At 68.7% G+C, this 17,231-nt stretch carries 16 protein-coding genes, 1 tRNA gene and 2 pseudogenes; 12 read left to right on the top strand and 7 right to left on the bottom strand.

What is annotated here, in order from left to right; genetic code table 11:
* Positions 1 to 36 precede the first annotated feature (36 nt).
* Positions 37 to 1,578: a cryptochrome/photolyase family protein gene (locus BLW38_RS06570; RefSeq protein WP_092816186.1), complete on the top strand. Its 1,542-nt coding sequence runs from the start codon at positions 37 to 39 to the stop codon at positions 1,576 to 1,578.
* A 60-nt stretch (positions 1,579 to 1,638) separates the two neighbouring features.
* Here the strand turns inward: BLW38_RS06570 and BLW38_RS06565 are convergent, their stop codons facing one another.
* Positions 1,639 to 2,316 carry a phosphoglycolate phosphatase gene (locus BLW38_RS06565; RefSeq protein ID WP_092816184.1) on the bottom strand — a complete coding sequence of 226 codons (678 nt, stop codon included), beginning with the start codon at positions 2,314 to 2,316 and terminating at the stop codon, positions 1,639 to 1,641.
* A gap of 31 nt (positions 2,317 to 2,347) precedes the next feature.
* A complete protein-coding gene (locus BLW38_RS06560) occupies positions 2,348 to 3,565 on the bottom strand; it encodes a lycopene cyclase domain-containing protein (protein WP_092816182.1) in 1,218 nt (405 codons plus the stop codon).
* Positions 3,566 to 3,740: 175 nt separating this feature from the next.
* Here BLW38_RS06560 and BLW38_RS06555 point away from each other — a divergent pair.
* From BLW38_RS06555 to BLW38_RS06540, 4 genes and pseudogenes are all read left to right on the top strand, one after another.
* Positions 3,741 to 4,574 (top strand): annotated as a pseudogene (locus BLW38_RS06555) (hypothetical protein); the annotation flags it as partial.
* 48 nt (positions 4,575 to 4,622) lie between these two features.
* Complete coding sequence (locus tag BLW38_RS06550; protein ID WP_092816178.1) at positions 4,623 to 4,973, top strand: hypothetical protein; 351 nt, start codon at positions 4,623 to 4,625, stop codon at positions 4,971 to 4,973.
* An 82-nt stretch (positions 4,974 to 5,055) separates the two neighbouring features.
* Positions 5,056 to 5,487 carry a universal stress protein gene (locus BLW38_RS06545; RefSeq protein WP_092816176.1) on the top strand — a complete coding sequence of 144 codons (432 nt, stop codon included), beginning with the start codon at positions 5,056 to 5,058 and terminating at the stop codon, positions 5,485 to 5,487.
* Between the two features lie 124 nt (positions 5,488 to 5,611).
* Positions 5,612 to 7,714, top strand: a complete 2,103-nt coding sequence (locus BLW38_RS06540) for a class I adenylate-forming enzyme family protein (protein ID WP_092816174.1) — start codon at positions 5,612 to 5,614, stop codon at positions 7,712 to 7,714.
* Positions 7,715 to 7,775: 61 nt separating this feature from the next.
* Here BLW38_RS06540 and aroC read toward each other — a convergent pair whose 3' ends face one another.
* Positions 7,776 to 8,963, bottom strand: a complete 1,188-nt coding sequence (aroC, locus tag BLW38_RS06535; RefSeq protein WP_092816172.1) for a chorismate synthase — start codon at positions 8,961 to 8,963, stop codon at positions 7,776 to 7,778.
* 171 nt (positions 8,964 to 9,134) lie between these two features.
* Between aroC and BLW38_RS06530 the strand changes: the two genes are divergently transcribed.
* The 3 genes and pseudogenes from BLW38_RS06530 (at position 9,135) to BLW38_RS06520 (ending at position 11,197) form a co-directional block, all read left to right on the top strand.
* Positions 9,135 to 9,929, top strand: a complete 795-nt coding sequence (locus tag BLW38_RS06530; RefSeq protein WP_092816170.1) for an ArsR/SmtB family transcription factor — start codon at positions 9,135 to 9,137, stop codon at positions 9,927 to 9,929.
* 62 nt (positions 9,930 to 9,991) lie between these two features.
* A pseudogene (locus BLW38_RS16480) lies at positions 9,992 to 10,432 on the top strand (bifunctional nuclease family protein); the annotation flags it as partial.
* Positions 10,433 to 10,759: 327 nt separating this feature from the next.
* Positions 10,760 to 11,197 (top strand): acyl-CoA thioesterase, encoded by a 438-nt coding sequence (locus tag BLW38_RS06520; RefSeq protein ID WP_092816166.1) that lies wholly within the window; start codon positions 10,760 to 10,762, stop codon positions 11,195 to 11,197.
* Positions 11,198 to 11,231: 34 nt separating this feature from the next.
* Here BLW38_RS06520 and BLW38_RS06515 read toward each other — a convergent pair whose 3' ends face one another.
* Entirely contained in the window at positions 11,232 to 11,657 is a 426-nt protein-coding gene (locus tag BLW38_RS06515) for a GIY-YIG nuclease family protein (RefSeq protein WP_092816164.1), read from the bottom strand.
* Between the two features lie 101 nt (positions 11,658 to 11,758).
* Here BLW38_RS06515 and BLW38_RS06510 point away from each other — a divergent pair, with 101 nt between their 5' ends.
* The 3 genes from BLW38_RS06510 (at position 11,759) to BLW38_RS06500 (ending at position 14,442) form a co-directional block, all read left to right on the top strand.
* Complete coding sequence (locus BLW38_RS06510) at positions 11,759 to 12,634, top strand: NOP5/NOP56 family protein (protein WP_092816162.1); 876 nt, start codon at positions 11,759 to 11,761, stop codon at positions 12,632 to 12,634.
* A complete protein-coding gene (locus BLW38_RS06505) occupies positions 12,631 to 13,272 on the top strand; it encodes a fibrillarin-like rRNA/tRNA 2'-O-methyltransferase (RefSeq protein ID WP_092816160.1) in 642 nt (213 codons plus the stop codon). Before BLW38_RS06510 ends, BLW38_RS06505 begins: the two co-directional genes overlap by 4 nt.
* A gap of 87 nt (positions 13,273 to 13,359) precedes the next feature.
* The gene (locus tag BLW38_RS06500) at positions 13,360 to 14,442 is read left to right on the top strand and encodes a glutamate--cysteine ligase (protein ID WP_092816158.1); all 1,083 of its coding nucleotides are present in this window, start codon (positions 13,360 to 13,362) and stop codon (positions 14,440 to 14,442) included.
* A 47-nt stretch (positions 14,443 to 14,489) separates the two neighbouring features.
* Here the strand turns inward: BLW38_RS06500 and BLW38_RS06495 are convergent, their stop codons facing one another.
* Positions 14,490 to 14,963 carry an OsmC family protein gene (locus BLW38_RS06495; protein WP_092816155.1) on the bottom strand — a complete coding sequence of 158 codons (474 nt, stop codon included), beginning with the start codon at positions 14,961 to 14,963 and terminating at the stop codon, positions 14,490 to 14,492.
* Between the two features lie 157 nt (positions 14,964 to 15,120).
* On the opposite strand from BLW38_RS06495, the gene BLW38_RS06490 reads away from it, so the two are divergent.
* On the top strand, positions 15,121 to 15,555 hold the full coding sequence (locus BLW38_RS06490; RefSeq protein ID WP_092816153.1) for a universal stress protein: 435 nt from the start codon (positions 15,121 to 15,123) through the stop codon (positions 15,553 to 15,555).
* A 30-nt stretch (positions 15,556 to 15,585) separates the two neighbouring features.
* On the opposite strand, the gene BLW38_RS06485 is transcribed toward BLW38_RS06490, so the two are convergent.
* Both BLW38_RS06485 and BLW38_RS06480 read right to left on the bottom strand, forming a co-directional pair.
* On the bottom strand, positions 15,586 to 16,791 hold the full coding sequence (locus BLW38_RS06485) for an inorganic phosphate transporter (protein WP_092816150.1): 1,206 nt from the start codon (positions 16,789 to 16,791) through the stop codon (positions 15,586 to 15,588).
* 355 nt (positions 16,792 to 17,146) lie between these two features.
* Positions 17,147 to 17,230: transfer RNA gene (locus tag BLW38_RS06480), tRNA-Leu, on the bottom strand.
* Position 17,231: the final 1 nt, after the last annotated feature.

Below are 17,231 nucleotides of genomic sequence, written 5' to 3'. Positions count from 1 at the left end.
GCAAACCTTCAGGGGCGTCGCGTCCGTGGCCGGCGTATGGATCTGTTCTGGCACCGGCGTGACCTCCGGGTCGCGGACAACGTCGGTCTGTCGGCGGCCGCCGACCACGGACCGATCGTCCCGTGTTTCGTCCTCGACGACGCCGTCCTCGAGTATGCCGGCCCGCCCCGCGTCCGATACCTGCTCGCGTCCCTTGCCGAGTTGCGGGACGCCTACCGGGAGCGTGGGAGCGACCTGATCGTCGGTCGGGGTGACCCGGCCGAGATCATCCCGCAGCTCGCGGCCGCCCTCGGTGCCGATCGGGCGGTCTGGAACCGGGGCTATTCCGGGCTGGCGCGCGAGCGCGACGCCCGGGTCGAGGAGTCTCTCGCAGCGTCGCTCGGGGCTGAGTCGCCCGACGTCGAGACGCACCACGACGCCGTTCTCCACGATCCCGATTCGATACGGACCAACAAGGGGGACCCGTACTCCGTGTTCACCTACTACTGGAAGAAGTGGCGCGACCGGGACAAGGCTCCGCCCGCGTCGACGCCGTCGTCGGGGGACCTCCTCGACGCGGAGCGACTTCGGGCGGTCGTCGACGATATCGCGGCGGACCTGGATGCGGACGATACGACGATCTCCGTCGGAACGCTCCCCACGATCGCGGACCTCGGGTTTGCCGAGCCGGAGGCGGACCCGATCTCGGCCGGCACCGCCGGCGCACGTGATCGGCTGTCGTCGTTCGTCGAGGCCGACATCTTTCGCTATGAGGCGCTTCGCGACGTTCCCGCGGCGTCGGCCACGTCCGACCTCTCACAGGACCTCTCGTTCGGGACGATCGGTCCCCGCGAGGTGTACGCCGCCACCGAGGACGCGATGGAACGCGCGGCGGCCGGCGACGCCGACGACGCAGTCGCCGACCTCGAAGGTGGGGACGCGGATTCCGAGGAGGTCGACCCGGTCTCGAGCGTCAGGGAGTTCCGGAGCCAGCTCGCCTGGCGGGAGTTCTACCTGCAGGTCCTGTTTCACAACCCCGGGACGGTCTCGCGGAACTACAAGAGCTACGAGCACCCGATCGACTGGCGCGATGACCCCGACACGCTGGCTGCCTGGAAACGTGGCGAGACCGGATACCCCATCGTCGACGCCGGGATGCGGCAACTCCGCACGGAGGCGGATATGCACAACCGGGTGCGGATGATCGTCGCCTCCTTCCTCACGAAGGACCTGCTCGTCGATTGGCGCGAGGGGTACGCCCACTTCCGCGAACACCTCCGCGACCACGACACCGCCAACGACGTCGGCGGCTGGCAGTGGGCCGCCTCCACCGGGACCGACGCGCAGCCCTACTTCCGGATCTTCAACCCGATGACGCAGGGCGAACGCTACGACCCCGACGCCGGGTACATCACGACCCACGTTCCCGAACTCCGCGGCGTCGATCCCGACCTGATCCACGACTGGCACGAGCTCGATCCGGATCGGCGCGAGGCGGTCGCGCCCGCGTATCCGGCACCGATCGTCGACCACGCCGAGCGCCGGGAGGACGCCCTCGCGACCTTCGAGGCGGCACGCGGCGAGGCCGACGACGGCTGATTCGGGTTCAGCGGTATCGAGCCGACGGGAACCGAGCCGACGGTATCCGGTCCTATGACGTCACCTGTCCGCCGCGATCAGCGCCTCGAGCACGCCCGCAGTCCCGTCCATATAGGCGTCCGCGAGCACCGTGTCCGCGGCCTCGCGCGCGACGTCGTCCGCGTTGGCCACAGCGTACGACTCGCCGGCGACCGTGAACGTCGAGGCGTCGTTCTCGCTGTCGCCGATCGCGACGAACGCGTCGGGGTCGTACTCGAGCAGCTCGCAGAGTTCCTCGAAGGCGTCGCCCTTCGAGACGCCCGGCGACGTGACGTGATAGGCGTAGCCCGTGTCGATCACGGTCTGGTCGTGGTCGGCGGCGATCGATCGAAGCAGGTCCTCGTCGGCGTCCATCGAGATCGCGACCTCGGTCTCGCGCCACCGGTTGACCGTCGTTCGGCCGCCCCACCCCAGATCGCCGCCGCGCTCGATGAACTCCTCGGCGACCGCCCAGCAGGCGTCGGGATCGCCCGTGAACCGGGTCTCGCCGTCGGCGTAGACGACGCCGCCGTTCTCCGCGATCACGTGTTCCGGGAGGCCCAGAAAGTGCGCGAGCGCGACCGGATACGGGAACGCCTTCCCGGTCGCGAAGACGACCGGCGCCTCCCAGCTCGGCAGCAGCTCGAAGGCCCGGGGGTCGATCCGGTGGTCGGCCGTGGTCAGCGTCCCGTCGATGTCGAGGACGAGCGGCGGTACCATACCGATACCCCGAGCGCGCGGGACAACGACCTTACGATCCGGCCCCGGCGTCCATCGACTGGATCGTCTCGTGGACGCCGAGGACGAACGCGGGGACGACGACCATGAAGACGTGCTCCTCGATCGGGATCCCGAACAGGTCGATGCCGGTCCGGGTCACGATCGCGAAGACGTCGACCTCGAGGGTGTACCAGTCCCAGACGTACGCAACCGGGTAGATCGCGGCGATCGTGACCGCGGCCCGTCGGAGTGCGTTCGCCCGGTACAACAACGCGACTGCGACCGTCCCGAAGAGGACCTCGGTGGCCAGATAGGTGACCGGTCCAAGCGCCGTGACGTCCGGCAGCCCGACCGGATCCAGGGGCCGGTACCACGTCGCGACGACCAACAGCGCAAGGAACAGATACGTCCCGCGGATCAGCAGCATCGTCGCCAGCGTCGACGGTGCCCGGTAGGCAACCATCGCGACCGTCGCGAAGACCGCCACGGCCACGGGCGCGGACGCCGGAAACACCCCGGAGACGGTCCCCCACAGCACCATCGTCCCGCCGAGCCCGAAGAGCCCGTAGGCGAGCCGGCGGGCCCGCTCCGGGCCGATCAGGACCGCGACGGTCCGCTTGTCGATGCTCGCGTCGTAGGCGTGGTCCGATTCGTCGTCGACGACCTTCACGCCCGTCAGGACGACGAGGAAGACGGCCGCGAACGCGAGGATCGTCGTCGGGTCGCCGGGTGTCCCGATGGTGCCAGCCTGGGCGACACCAGCCGGGACGACACCGGTCTGCACGACGTGGCCGCCGACCATCGCGACCGCGATCCCGGTCGGATACCCCATCGTCGAGCCGAGGGGAGTCGTATCGAGCTGCGGCGCGTGCAGATAGCCGATGACCCACATCGGGAAGGTGAGCGCGGCCGCCGTCGAACCGGCGAGGGCGCCGACGCCGAGTAAACAGATGACAAATCCGCCACTCGCCCCGAGGAGCGCGATCCGACAGCCGTCAGCGGTCATCGGGTGGTCGTCGTCCTCGCCGCGCAGGTGGAAATCGACGTACCCGTCCTTCACGTGGGCCGTGTAGACGGCGAAGAAGGCCGCAAGCGCGTGGACGGCACCCGCCGGGATCGACGGTGCGCCGGCGACGATCGCGCCGAACAACGACGCCGCGATCGGCGGCAGCATAAACACGGGGTGGATCTGGGAGGCGAGCGCGCCGACGTCGGCCCGGAACCCGGTCGCCGTCCTGGCGAAAACCATACTGTATGTGATCACGGGACACTCGACCTTAGTGTTTGGCGGCGGTACGTACGACTGGTGATCGGTCGCCGGGGAGCCGCCCCTCATCAACGCGTCTCGTGGCTCGGCGTCGCGGCGTCAGCCGATCGTCGGACGCCCCGTTCAACTTATACCGTCGCGCGGTCTGTAGCCGGACGTGTCACTGGGACCGGACCCGCTCGACGAGCTCGCCGTCCCGGACGGGACGACGGTCGAGGAACACGACATCGTGACCGACGGGGACGTCCTGATCGGCGGGCAGTCGACCGTCGAACTCGGGATCCGCGGTCGAACCGTCGCAGCCGGCGAGCGCGTGACCGTCGCGGGTGACATCGAGGCGGCGGGCGATTGCCGACTCGATATGCTCTGTGACGTCGACGGCAACGTGCTGGTCGGGGAGGACGCGTATCTCGGCGAGCGCGTTCACATCGCCGGTCGGCTGATGGTCTCCGGCGACCTGGACATCGGCGATGACGTCGACGTCGAGGAGGGATTCGACGCGAACGGCTGGATCGTCATCCGAAACCCGGTTCCAACCCTCGTCTTCTACTTCATCGTCCTTTCACAGCTGCTGCGCGCCGGCGATCGCGAGGCGGCCGACGAGCTCGCGGCCGCGCTCTCCGAGGGTGGGGACGGGGACGGGAACGGCGAGGATCCGCTCGTGGTTCCCCGCGGTGCGACCGTCTCCGACGACGCCTGGCGCGTCTCGACGCCGGCGACGATCGGCGACGACTGTCGACTCCACGGCAACGTCCGGGCGGAGTCGATGGTGGTCGGGACCGGGAACACGGTCTTCGGTTCCCTTCGTGCCCGAGGGGACATCGACGTCGGTTCGGACACGACGATCCACGGCGACGTGACGACCCGCGGCGGAACGGCAACGATCGCCGCCGGCGCCCACGTCCGCGGCGACGTCTCGGCGCGGGACATCGACGTCCACGAGGACGCGACCGTCGACGGGGCGCTTCGGGCTCGCGGGGAGCTGACGCTCCGCAGATCGGCGGATGATTTATAAGCTCTGCCCGACCCGTTTCGGGGTATGTGCGGCGGGACGCGTTCGGCGTATTGGGAGGCGGTCGCGAGCGTCGTCGAGCGTGCGCGCCGTCGCCACGAGCGGTTCGATCCGACTGACGACGCCGCCGCCACCGCGATCGACGACGGGATCCGTCCGATCGTCGTCGTGTACGCCCGCGCGCGCCGTGACGGCGTGACCCTGTCACCGGTCGAACGATCGCTGCTCGAGAGCGTGCTGAACGAATGGATCGCGACCTACGCGGACTGTCTCGACCGGTCGATCGAGAACACGTACTCCCTCCACGAGATCGCCCGCACCTGCCGCGATCACGGATCGATCGACGAGGCCGTTGCGGCGATGACCGAATCCGGTTGATGATCGTGGTGATCGTCGCGCCCGGTTGACGATCGTCGCAAGGGGGAGTTTTTACACGGACCTTCCCGTATCATCGATCGGAATGTACGATCAGATCCTCGTTCCGACCGACGGAAGCCCGGCAGCCGACGCGGCGATCGACCACGCGATCGACCTCGCGAAGCAGTACGATGCACGAATCCACGCACTGTACGTCGTCGACGGCTCCGCCTATTCGACGCTTGAGGCGGGGTCGGAGATCGTCGTCGGAGCCCTGGAGTCGGAGGGCGAAGAGGCGACCGACCGTGTCGCCGAGGCCGCGGCCGATGCGGGCGTCGAGGCCGTGACGAGCGTCGTCAACGGGACTGCGTATCGAACGATCTCCGAGTACGTCGACGACAACGCGATCGACCTGATCGTGATGGGAACCCACGGCCGACAGGGACTCGACCGATACCTCCTCGGGTCGGTGACCGAACGAGTCGTGCGCACCGCTGACGTGCCGGTGTTGACCGTCCGAGAAAACGACGAGTGACCGTAGAGGAGGGACCGTCGACGTCGTCGTTCCGCAGCACCGATCGCGGCGTTTCGCTTGTCGATGCCGATCGACTGCCGGTGTGATCACAAGACAATAGTCGACTCCGTCACATACCCGGCGTATGCGCGATTGGCTCTCCCACCGCGTCGTCGCCGCGCCGAACGCGACCGCGCTCGTGCGGGCGGCGGACGGCGAGGCCTGGACCTACGCGGACCTCGGCCGGCTCGTTGAGGAGACTGCGGGCCGGCTGGCCGCCCACGGCGTGACTCCCGGGACGCACCTCGGCGTGCATCTCTCGCCGCGGGTCGGGTACGTCGGCCTCGTCCACGCCGCGATGCGGCTCGGGGCCACGCTCGTGCCGATCGGCCACGAGCTCACTCCGCGTGAGATCGGCGTCCGCCTTGACCGGGCGGACGTCGACGTGCTCGTCTGCGGCGCCGAGACCGAACGGACCGCGATAGAGGGTGCCTCGGGGTCCGGAATACCGATCCTCTCCGTGGACACCCCGGGCGGCACGGGGAACTCGGGGGACTCGGGAGACTCAGTGGCAGAGGATTCGGAGGACTCGGGAGACGCTGTGAACTCGGGTGGTTCGGTGAGTTCGGACGAATCCTCCGGGAGCGTTACCGCGCTTCACGACCCCGATCCGGAATCGGTCCCGACCCCGTCGTGGGAGCCGGCGGATCGGCTCTGTGTGCTGTTCACCTCCGGAACGAGCGGCCGGCCGAAGGCGGTCGAGCTCACCGCCGGCAACGTCCTCTTCTCGGCGATCGCCTCCGGGTTCCGGCTCGGCGTTCACCCCGACGACCGGTGGCTCGTGACGCTGCCGCTGCACCACGCTGGCGGGCTCTCGCCCATCTATCGATCGGTCCTCTCGGGGACGACCATCGTGCTTCGTGAGGACTTCGATCCGGGCGAGGCCGCCGACGACATCGACCGGTACGACGTCACCGGCGTCTCGCTCGTCCCGACGATGCTCACCCGAATGCTCGAACGTCGCGGCACCCTGTCGGACTCGCTGCGGACGGTCCTGCTCGGCGGCGCGCCCGCCTCCGAGGGCCTGATCGAGCGCTGTGAGAACTACTCGATCCCGGTGTACCCGACCTACGGGATGACCGAGACGGCGTCCCAGATCGCGACGGCCACGCCGGAGGAAGCCTTCGCGAACCCGGGAACCGTGGGACGGCCGGTCTTCTGGACCGACCTCACCGTCGTCGACGACGAGGGGGAGCCCGTTGATCGCGGCGAGACCGGCGAGCTCGTCGTCGCCGGGCCGACCGTCTCGCCGGGCTACTACGGCGACCCGGATGCGACCGCTGACGCAGTCGACGAACACGGGCTTCACACCGGTGACGTCGGGCGGATCGACGAGGACGGCAACGTCCACGTGATCAACCGGCTCGACGACCGGATCGTCACCGGCGGGGAGAACGTCGATCCCGGCGACGTCGCCGGCGTCCTCGCCGATCATGATGCCGTCCGTGCGGCGACCGTGCTCGGGCTCCCCGACGAGACGTGGGGCGAACGCGTCGGCGCACTGCTCGTTCCCGCGGACGTGGAGGACGCCGCTACTGACGATGACCACGCGGGAGACGAAACGAATCCGGTTCCCGGGTCAGCTGGGACCGAGCCGGGTGGCGTGGCGGACGGGGCAGCCGATCGTGATCGGACGAACGACGCGGACGGAGCTGACGAGGATTCCCGCGTCGAGAACGCCGATACCGATGCCGACGCCGAGCGTCCCACGGATCCGGTCGAATCGGCCGACGACGCGGGGATGGCGGGCGAGCGGGCAGCCGGGTCCGGCGGGGACGATCCCGAAATCGACGGCAACGCACCCACGGACGATTCGGACGTGCCCGCCGAAACCGACACACCCGCCGAAACGGGCTCGGAACGCGCCCCGCCGATCGACGAGCGAGCCCTCCTCAAGTACGCTCGCGAGCGTCTGTCCGGGTTCAAGATGCCACGGACGATCGCCTACGTCGAGGAGGTGCCGCGAACCGTCTCGGGAACGGTCGATCGGGAAGCCGCACGCGAGCGCCTGATCGAGGAGGGCGTCGATCCGGAGATCCCGTCCGGGGAGTTCGATCGTGCCGGGTTCGAGCCGGCCGATCCGGAGCCGGTTGACGAGACGGATTCCGAGCCGGTCGGCGACGGGGACTCGGAGCCGGTCGGCGACGAAGACTCCGGATCGGTCGAGACGGATCGAACCGATCGGTGAAGCCTGGGCTGCAGCTTCCCGTTCCGGGGACCGTTCGTTCCGTGATCGCCTCGTTTCGGGACTACTCCTGGTTTCGGGGACTGCTCGGGTGATACTCGGTGTCGTATTCCCCGGGTTGGTCGTCGACGCGGTCGGGGTTGATTCGGCCGCCGAGCAGCATGAAGTCGAGGACGGTGACGTACAGCATCGCCTCGACGACGGGCACGGCTCGCGGCGGGAGGACGGGGTCGTGGCGGCCGACGACCTGGATCTCCTTCTCCTCGCCGGTCTCCCAGTCCGCGGTGCGCTGCCGTTTGGGGATCGAGGTCGGCGCGTGCCAGGTCACCTCGCCGTAGATCGGCTCGCCGGTCGTGATCCCGCCCTGCAGGCCGCCGTGGTCGTTGCCGACCGGAACCGGATCGCCGGGCTCGCTGACCGTCTCGGGGTGGTCGCCCTCGTCGAACTCCCAGTCCTCGTTTCGTTCCTTGCCGGTCACCTCGGTCGCGTCGGTTCCCAGCCCGAACTCGAAGGCGGTGGTCGCGGGGATCGACATCATCGCCTGCCCCAGTCGGGACGGGACGCCGTCGAATCTGGGGGCACCGAGTCCACGGGGCACGCCGCGTGCCTCGAAGTAGATCGACCCGCCGATCGAGTCGCCCTCGTCCTGGTAGGCCTCGATGCGCTCCTGCATCCGGTCGGCGGTCTCGGGGTCCGCACACCGGACGTCGTTCTCCTCGGACCGTTCAAGGATTCCCTCGAAGGGGACCTCGGGGGCCTCGATGTCGTCGATGCGGTTGACGTGGGCCTTTATTTCGACGTCGTGCTCGGAGGCGTCGAGGACCGCCTTCGCGACGGCACCAGCGGCGACCCAGTTCACCGTCTCACGGGCCGAGGAGCGCCCGCCGCCGCCCCAGTTGCGCGTCCCGAACTTCGCCGAGTAGGTGTAATCGCCGTGTGAAGGACGCGGCGCGGTGACGTACGGTTCGTACTTGCCCGAGCGGGCATCCTTGTTCTGGATGACCATTCCGATCGGCGTTCCCGTGGTGTAGCCGTCCTGGACGCCGGAGTTAATCGTCACCTCGTCGGGCTCCCCGCGGGAGGTGGTGATCATCGACTGGCCGGGCTTGCGCCGATCGAGGTCGCGCTGGATCAGGTCCTCGTCGAGCTCGACGCCGGCCGGGCACCCCGAAACCGTGACGCCCATCGCCTCGCCGTGACTCTCGCCGTAGGTGGTCACCTGAAAGAGGCGACCGAACCGGTTGCCGTTCATTACGCACACGTGTGGCTCGGGGGCATATATACGTTGTATCTCACGTTGTCTCTCACGTTGTCTCTCACGTTGTCTCTCACGTTGTCTCTCACGTTGTCTCTCACATCCGCGGTGCCACGTCCCCCGTCGGTTGACACAAGGGATTTGTAGGCCGCTGTATGAGTGTCGGGTATGTCCCGGCTGCTGCCCTCCCCTCCCGACGTCTCCCTCGGCGACCAGGAGCCGCGGGTCGTCGACGTCGACGACGAGCACGCCGACGAGCTGTTCGCGGCGCTGTCCTCCGAAACCGCCCGATCGCTGCTCTCCACCCTTCACGAGGAGCCCGCGACGACCTCCGAACTCGCCGAGGCCACCGACACGTCCCTTCAGAACGTCCAGTACCACCTCGGGAACCTCTCGGATGCGGACCTGGTCGAGGTCGCCGACACGGTCTACTCGGAGAAGGGCCGCGAGATGAACGTCTATGCCCCGACGAGCGACCCGCTCGTGCTGTTCGCGGGCGAGTCGCGCCACAGCGACGGGATCAAGACCGCGCTCAAGCGCCTGCTCGGGGGGTACGGGATCCTCGGGCTGTCGGCGCTGGCCGTCCAGCGACTGTTGGCGGTCACGGTCCCGACCGGCAGTGCGGGAACCGACGGCTACACCGTCACCGATTCCGGGAACGGCGGGGACGGCGGGGATGTCGGCGTCGAGTCCACGAACGGCGGCGATGCGGGCGTGATGCAGACCGAGGCCCCCGAAGCGGAGGCGACCGGCGGCCCGATGACGACGACCGACGGTGGGACGGGCGGCGGCGACGTCGTCGAGGTGATGTTCGACGGGGCCGCCGCCGAACGCGCTGAGGCGGCCGCCGAACACGCCGTCTCGTTGCTCGAACCCGGCGTCGTCTTCTTCCTCGGCGCGGCGCTCGTGTTCACGCTCACGTGGGCCTACTGGCACTACAACCTGGGCTACTTCGACGACTAGCCGGCCGATCCGGGTCCACGAGCCAGGGGTAGGTACAAACCGTCGGGGGACCTACGTCCCGTATGGACCACCAGGCAGAGATCGTCGCGATCGGTGCCGGGACCGGCGCCGGCGGCGAGGAGATCCCGGCAGTCCTCCTCGCGGCACGCGGGGAGATCCTCCCCGTTTTCGTCACGCCCGACCAGGCCACGTCGATCGGGATGACCCTCGAGGGTGAACCCTTCGAACGGCCGCTCTCCCACGATCTGCTCGTGAGCGTGCTCACCGAGTTCGGCGGCGCGATCGACCGCGTGCGGATCGACGACCTGAGCGAGGGCACCTTCTACGCGAAGGTCGACGTCGAACGGTACGACGACGGCGAGGCGGAACGGTTCGTCTTCGACGCCCGACCCTCGGACGCGCTCGCGGTCGGCGTTCGCGTCGAGTGTCCGATCCTCGTCGCCGACGCGGTCATTGACGAGGCCGGTCGGCCGCCGTCGGAGTTCGGGTTCGACGTCGAACCGGCCGCCGAGGGTGGAGACCCGGAACCCGTCGGGAACCGCGATTCGATCGCTGACGCCGACCCCTTCACCGAACACGGGTCGATCGACGACCGCGACCCGTTCGCGGACCGGGAGTCGGCAACGGACCGGGACTCCGCGATGGATACCGGAGAGGGCGAGCACGAGAGCGAGGACGAGCCGCGATCGACTGACGCGGACGACGCCGATCTGCCGGCCGAATGGACCGAGGATCCCGACGAGGACGACGGTCCGACGTAGCGTCCGGCGATCCCGCATGCCGTCCGGCGATCCGAACGTTTCAACCGGCTCGGGGGTGTGCGTCAGGGTATGCCAGACCTGCTGGACACGTATCTCGAAAACCGGTGGTTCGTTCAGCCCGACCAGGCGAACAACCTCGATACCGCCCACGGCGGGCACGTGCTCAAGTGGATGGACGAGCTGGGTGCGATGTGCTCGATGCGGTTTTGCGGTGAGACCTGTGTCACCGCTCGCCTCGACGAAGTCAACTTCAGGCGTCCCCTACCGATCGGCGCCATCGCGGTCGTGAAATCCTACGTCTACGAGACCGGGGAGACGAGCATCCGGATCCGGACGCGCGTCTTCCGTGAGGACCCCGAAAGCGGCGAGGAGAAGCTTACAGCCGAGTCATACATGGTCTTCGTCGCGATCGACGAGGACCGAAACCCCGTGGCCGTCCCCGAGGTGACCGTCTCCTCCGATCGCGGCCAGGAGCTGCTCGACGTCGCCCTCGAGAACGAGCCCTAGCGCTTCGCGGACCGATCGCCGCAGCCGGATCGCCTCACTCCGACCGCTTCGCAGCCAGCCGGTCGTGCGCGTCCTCGACCGCGGCCACCATCGTGTCGACGGCGTCACGCCGCGCCAAGTGGCTCTCGCAGTCGCAGTCGGAGGCCCCGAATCCCGGGACCGGTCCGTTCCCGAGCCGGTCGGCGATCGCACACTCCACGTCCAGACCACCGGTCCGGACGACGTCGGCGATCCGGACCGCCGGGTGTCCGAGCAGATAGTCAATGTGCCAGTGACGCGTGTCGCGCTCGCCCGCGGCGATGTCCCGGTGCCGGTCCACGCGGGCGAACCCGCCGCTTCCGAGCGCGCTGCCCGTATAGGCGTATCCGCCTGCCGGGAGGTCGTGATCGCCGAGCGCGCCGACCTCGATCGTGAGAGACGTCGGTACCGCCAGGACGAGCGTATAGGTGCCGCCGGGCATCGATCGGGAGTCCGTCGGGCACGCAGTTATCCATACCCCATTCGGGTCGCCGGGGCGTCGGCTTCGAGAATACATATACCGTGTCGGGTCCAATCGGCGGTATGACCAACCACGATCCCGCCCACGCGGGCTGGTTCGCCGACATTCTCCCGGACGACGCCGACTCGGCGACGGCGGCGATCGCCGAGGGGACCACCGATCAGCCCCGACACTGGCCCGAGATCGCCGTCGAATCGGGGTTCGCGGCCGACGTCGACGACTACTACGACCGGCTTCACAAGGCCACCCTCGACGCGACGCGGACGGCGGTCGCCGAGCACGAACGCGCCGACGACCGACAACTCGTGCACGCGATCCGATCGCTGGACGACTGTGAACGCACCGCGAACGAGCTCGCTGAGCGCGCCGCCGAGTGGGCCGGGGGCCTGTTCGCGGACGTCGACGCCGGCATCGAGGGCGCGCGCGAGGTCGCGACGTACGAGCCGAACACGGCGGCGGAGCGCCGGGCGGTCTCGCTGGCGACTCGGGTGGTCGATCTCGCCGACGAGGCCGAGGCGATACGCGAGTTCATCGAGCGGACGGCGCCGGCCGTGGCGCCGAACCTCGCGGCGATGGCCGGTCCGGTGCTGGCGAGTCGCCTGATCGCGCTCGCGGGCGGCCTCGAGGCGCTCGCGAAGAAGCCCTCGGGAACGGTGCAGGTCCTCGGCGCGGAGGACGCGCTGTTCGCGCACCTCGAGGGGCACGCGCCGTCGCCGAAACACGGCATCATCTTCACCCACGAGTACGTCCGCGAGACCCGCCCCGCCGACCGCGGCTCCGCGGCGCGGGCACTCGCCGGCAAGTTGACGATCGCCGCGCGGATCGACCACTATAGCGGCGATCACCGCGAGGGGGTCCACGAGGACCTCCGCGACCGCATCGCGACGATCCGGGCACGGGCCGAGGACGACGAGGACGGCGCGGAGGGCGACCGATGAGCGCCGGGTCGCCCCTCCCCGTGGGCGTCGAGCGACGCACCGTCGCCGGGGAGGAGACCCTCGCGACGCGCGGCGAGCCAGTCTACGGCGAGCCGACAGACGGCGACTGGCGCGCCTGGAACGCGTCGCGGTCGAAACTGGGTGCGATGTTCGAGCACGGGATGGAAACCGGGCTTGCGGGCGGCGATCGCGTCCTCTATCTCGGTGCGGCCGCGGGAACGACCGTCAGCCACGTCGCGGACTTCGCGGGCCCGACCTACGCGGTCGAGTTCGCGCCGCGGCCCACCCGCGACCTGCTGGACGTCGCGCAGTCCCGCGACCGGCTCTTCCCGCTGTTGAAGGACGCCCGGTCGCCAGAGACGTACGCCCACGTGGTCGAGTCCGACCTCGACGCGATCGTTCAGGACGTCGCGACCAGGGGGCAGGCCGACGTGGCCGTTCGCAACGCGCAGTTTCTGGCCGACGACGGCCGGCTGGTGGCAGCGATCAAGGCACGCAGCGAGGACGTGACTGCGGACCCCGAGGCCGTCTTCGACCGGGCGGTCGATCGGCTCGGCGACGCCTACGAGGTGCTCGATCGCCGGCGCCTCGAGCCGTATCACGAGGACCATCTCGCGGTCATCGCGACGCCGCGGTGACTCGCCGTCGGACGAAAATCCTCGCGGATTCGTGGCCGCCATCCGCCTTCCGACCTTATATAGTGTCCCACGAATAAGGGGTGATCGATGGAACTCGGTTCGCGGGACGCGTTCGACCGGATGGGCACGCTCGGCATCGAGGAGGAGTTCTTCATCGTCGACGAGGCCGGCCGCCCGACCTCCGGGATCGGGGACCTCGTCTACGGGCCCGACCCACCGGACCCGATCGCGGGCGCCGTCGACCACGAGCTGTTCGCCTGCACGATCGAGGTGCAGACGCCACGCATCGACGATCCCGCGAACGCTCGCGACGCCCTCATCGAGGTTCGAAACGCGCTGATCGACCACGCGGAGTCGCAGGGCTACCGGATCGCCGGCGCCGGACTCCACCCGGAGGCGCGCTGGCGCGAGCTCGACCACGCCCAAAAGCCCCGCTATCGCTCGCAGCTCGATCGGATCCAGTATCCCCAACACCGAAACACGACCGCCGGCGTCCACGTCCACGTGGGCGTCGACGACGCCGATGCCGCCGTCTGGATCGCCAACGAACTGCGATGGTATATGCCCGTCCTGCTCGCGCTCTCGGCGAACTCCCCGTTCTGGAACGGCTTCGACACCGGGCTCGCCTCCGCCCGGGCGAAGATATTCGAGAACCTCCCGAACACCGGGATGCCCTCCCGGTTCGAGGACTTCGAGGCGTTCCAGCGGTACGAACGCCGAATGGTCGAACACGGCTCGATCGAGGACCGGGGCGAACTCTGGTTCGACATCCGCCCGCACACACAACACGGCACCGTCGAGGTTCGTGCACCCGACGGCCAGCGCGATCCCGACGTGACGTTGGCGTTCGCCGAATACGTCCACGCGCTCGTCGTCGACCTGGCGGAGCGCTACGCCGACGGTGAATCGGGGTCCGACACCCGCCGGGAGATCCTCGACGAGAACAAGTGGCGTGCGCTCCGACACGGCCACGGCGCGTCCTTCATCACCCCCGACGGTGAGGGCGTCGTTTCCCTCGCGGAGGTCGTCGATCGTGAGTGCAACCGGCTCGACGTCACCGGGATCCGGGAGGTCCTCGACGGCGAAAGCGGCACCGAGCGACAGCGACGGATCCACGAGACGGAGGGGATCGACGCGCTGTGTGCGGACCTGAAGCTTCGACGGCGCTGAGCGGCGCGTCGGGACGTCCGGTCACCGAGACGTCACCGTGACGCTTTCTACTCCGAGGTCACCGACACCGACTCGCCGACGAGTTCGATCTCGGTCGGGGTCGCGTGCTGCAGGTTGTCGCCGACCGGGCACCGCTGCTCGACGTCCTCGAGCCACGCCTGAAGCCGTTCGTCGTCCGCGTCCGTCTCCGCGTCGATCGCCACGCGGATCTCCTGGTAGCCGGCTCGTGCGTCGTCGGAGACGCCTTGGAGCTTTCGGGGGTCGAGATCGCCCTCCAGGGAGATCTCAAGCGACTCGATCTCGATGTCGTAGTCGTCCGCGACGATGTGGGCGACGACGTTGAGACAGCCCGCCCACGATCCGAGGAGGTACTCGACCGGGTTCGGGCCGGCGTCCGTTCCGCCGAGTGCCTCGGGCTCGTCGACGACGAACTCGAAGCCGCGCGTCTCGACGGCGGTTCGCGTCGCGCTTTCGCCGTGTGCATCGACCGTGTACGTGTGCTGCTGTGCGGATTCGCTCATCGATCCCCGATACGAGCGCGATAACTATAAAACATCAACACCCACTCAAGAATAACCGATAGATATGACGCCTGGCGGGAACGGGGTTTCGGGACCTGCCGAGCGTCGTGCGGTGTCGATCCCGCCCATTCATGTGCCACGCCCACCGACGTGGTGTATGGAGCCCAGTCACGTGCTCGTCCCGCTTGACGGGTCGCCGCTGGCCGAGGCGGCGCTGGCTCACGCGCTCGACGTGTTCGACTGTCGGACGACGGTCTTGAGCGTGGCCACGCCCGTTAGCACCGGGATGAGCGAAAGCGGCGTCATCGAGCGGGAGGAGCAACGACGCGAGACCGCCCGCGAGCGGGCCACGGCACTGCTCGAAGCAGCCAGGGAGACGGCCAGCGAGGCCGACACGGCTAGCGAGGTCGAGACGGTCGTCGAGGAGGGCGAGCCGGCCGAGACCATCATTGCCTACGTTGAGGACGGTGACGTGGACCACGTCGTTATGGGGGGACACGGAGGGACCACCGGCATCGCCTCGCGTCTCCTGGGCACGGTCGCCACCACGGTCGTTGCGGAGGCGCCGGTGACGGTGACCGTCGTCCGCTGAACTACCCCGGCGTTCACGCCGGGGAGGATGTCATTGCGCTAGGATCGGTGCTGCCAGCCGGTAGATCCCGTACCCGATGGCGATCGATCCGGCGAGCGTCAGCACCCAGAACACGAGCGTCGTGGCGATCTTGCTCCGAGAGACGCCCGCTGAGCCGCCCGCGAGGCCGCCGCCGATGATGCCCGAGAGGATGATGTTGTTGAAGGAGATGGGGATGCCAAGCAGGATGGCCGCCTGCGCGATGATGAAGCCGGGGACCAGCGCCGCGATGGAGCGGCGGACGCCGAGTTGGGCGTACTCCCGGGAGGTGGCCTGGAGCAGTCGGGGCGAGCCCATCCAGGCACCGCCGAGGATGCCCACTGCCCCCAGCGCGAGCAGAACGATGCTCGGTAGGCCGAGTTCGACTCCGTAGAGGTTCTCCAAAGGACCGGTGGCGAGACCGACCTGACTGCCGCCGCTGGAGAAGGCGACGATGCTTCCCAGCACGATGAGGAAGGTCTTGATGCCGCGGTCGACGGAGGCGACCGTCCGTCGGCGGATGAGCCGGAAACTCACCGCCGCCGCGACGAGGGTCGCGATGATCGTCGCGGCGTCCACGCCGGCCACGGTGGGCGTCGAGACCACGCCCGAGGCGAGACCGGCCAGCGAGCCCCGTTCGGCTCCCGTCGGCGAGGGGAGGATGCTCAGCCGGACGTTCGCGACGATGGCACCGACCAGCGCAGCCAGAAACGGGATGCTCAGCGTCTCCGGAACGTCGTCGTGGCGCAACAGCGTGGCCGTGGCGTAGGCCAAGCCGCCGGAGACGGGCGGCACCAGGACCCAGAAGGTGGCGATCTGTCTGTAGGTGGTCATCGCCGGCGACCCACCCAGTGACAGCCCGACGCCGATCATCGCACCAGTGGTCGCGAACGCCGCGGGGACCGGGTAGCCGCTGTAGATGCCGAAGGCCATAAATCCGGTCGCGGTCAGGAGCCCGACCGTCGCCGCAAGGGACGTGATGGCGACGCCGTCGACGAGGCCGGACCCGACCGTCTCGGAGATGCTTCCACCCTGCGTGAGCGCGCCGAGCGCGGCGAGGATGCCGATGGCGAAGGCCGCCTTCATCGTCGAGATGGCGTTGGCCCCGATCGCGGGAGCAAACGGTGGCGAGTTGCTGTTGGCGCCGAGCGTCCACGCCGTGCCGAGGCTGACCACCGTCGCCAGCACGATCAGCAGCCAGAAGACGACGCCGTTCACTGACGCCTCTCGAACGATGTGGCCGGCAGAGTTTGCGCAGCAGTCATCAGTCGGTCGTGTTTCGGCACTGACCAGTAAAAGGGTTCCTGCGGTCGTCCGTCGGTGGACGAACCCCTGCTGCACTCAACGATGGACTCCCGACCGAACGGGCGATATGCGCGGGACCGGATTCGAACCACGGTCGCAGCAGAGCTGCTCCCTGATTCGAATCCTTGGGTCTCACCTGCTGCTCGGAATGGTGCTCGCAGTAGAATGCGCGGGACCGGATTTGAACCGGAGCCACTTCGCTCGCGTTCGCTCGCTCGTGGCAGGGTTCAACTCCGCTCCGACTCCCTCGCTCACTCCGTTCGCTCAGTGCGTGGGACCGGATTTGAACCGGCGGACCCCTACGGGATAGCGTCCTAAGCGCTACGCCGTTTCCGTGCTTGGCTACCCACGCG

It is taken from the genome of Halopenitus malekzadehii (assembly GCF_900108505.1).
GTDB classification, from domain to species: Archaea; Halobacteriota; Halobacteria; order Halobacteriales; family Haloferacaceae; genus Halopenitus; species Halopenitus malekzadehii.
The sequence above is the reverse complement of the archived record's forward strand: the minus strand, read 5'-3'. Positions and strand labels throughout refer to the sequence as shown.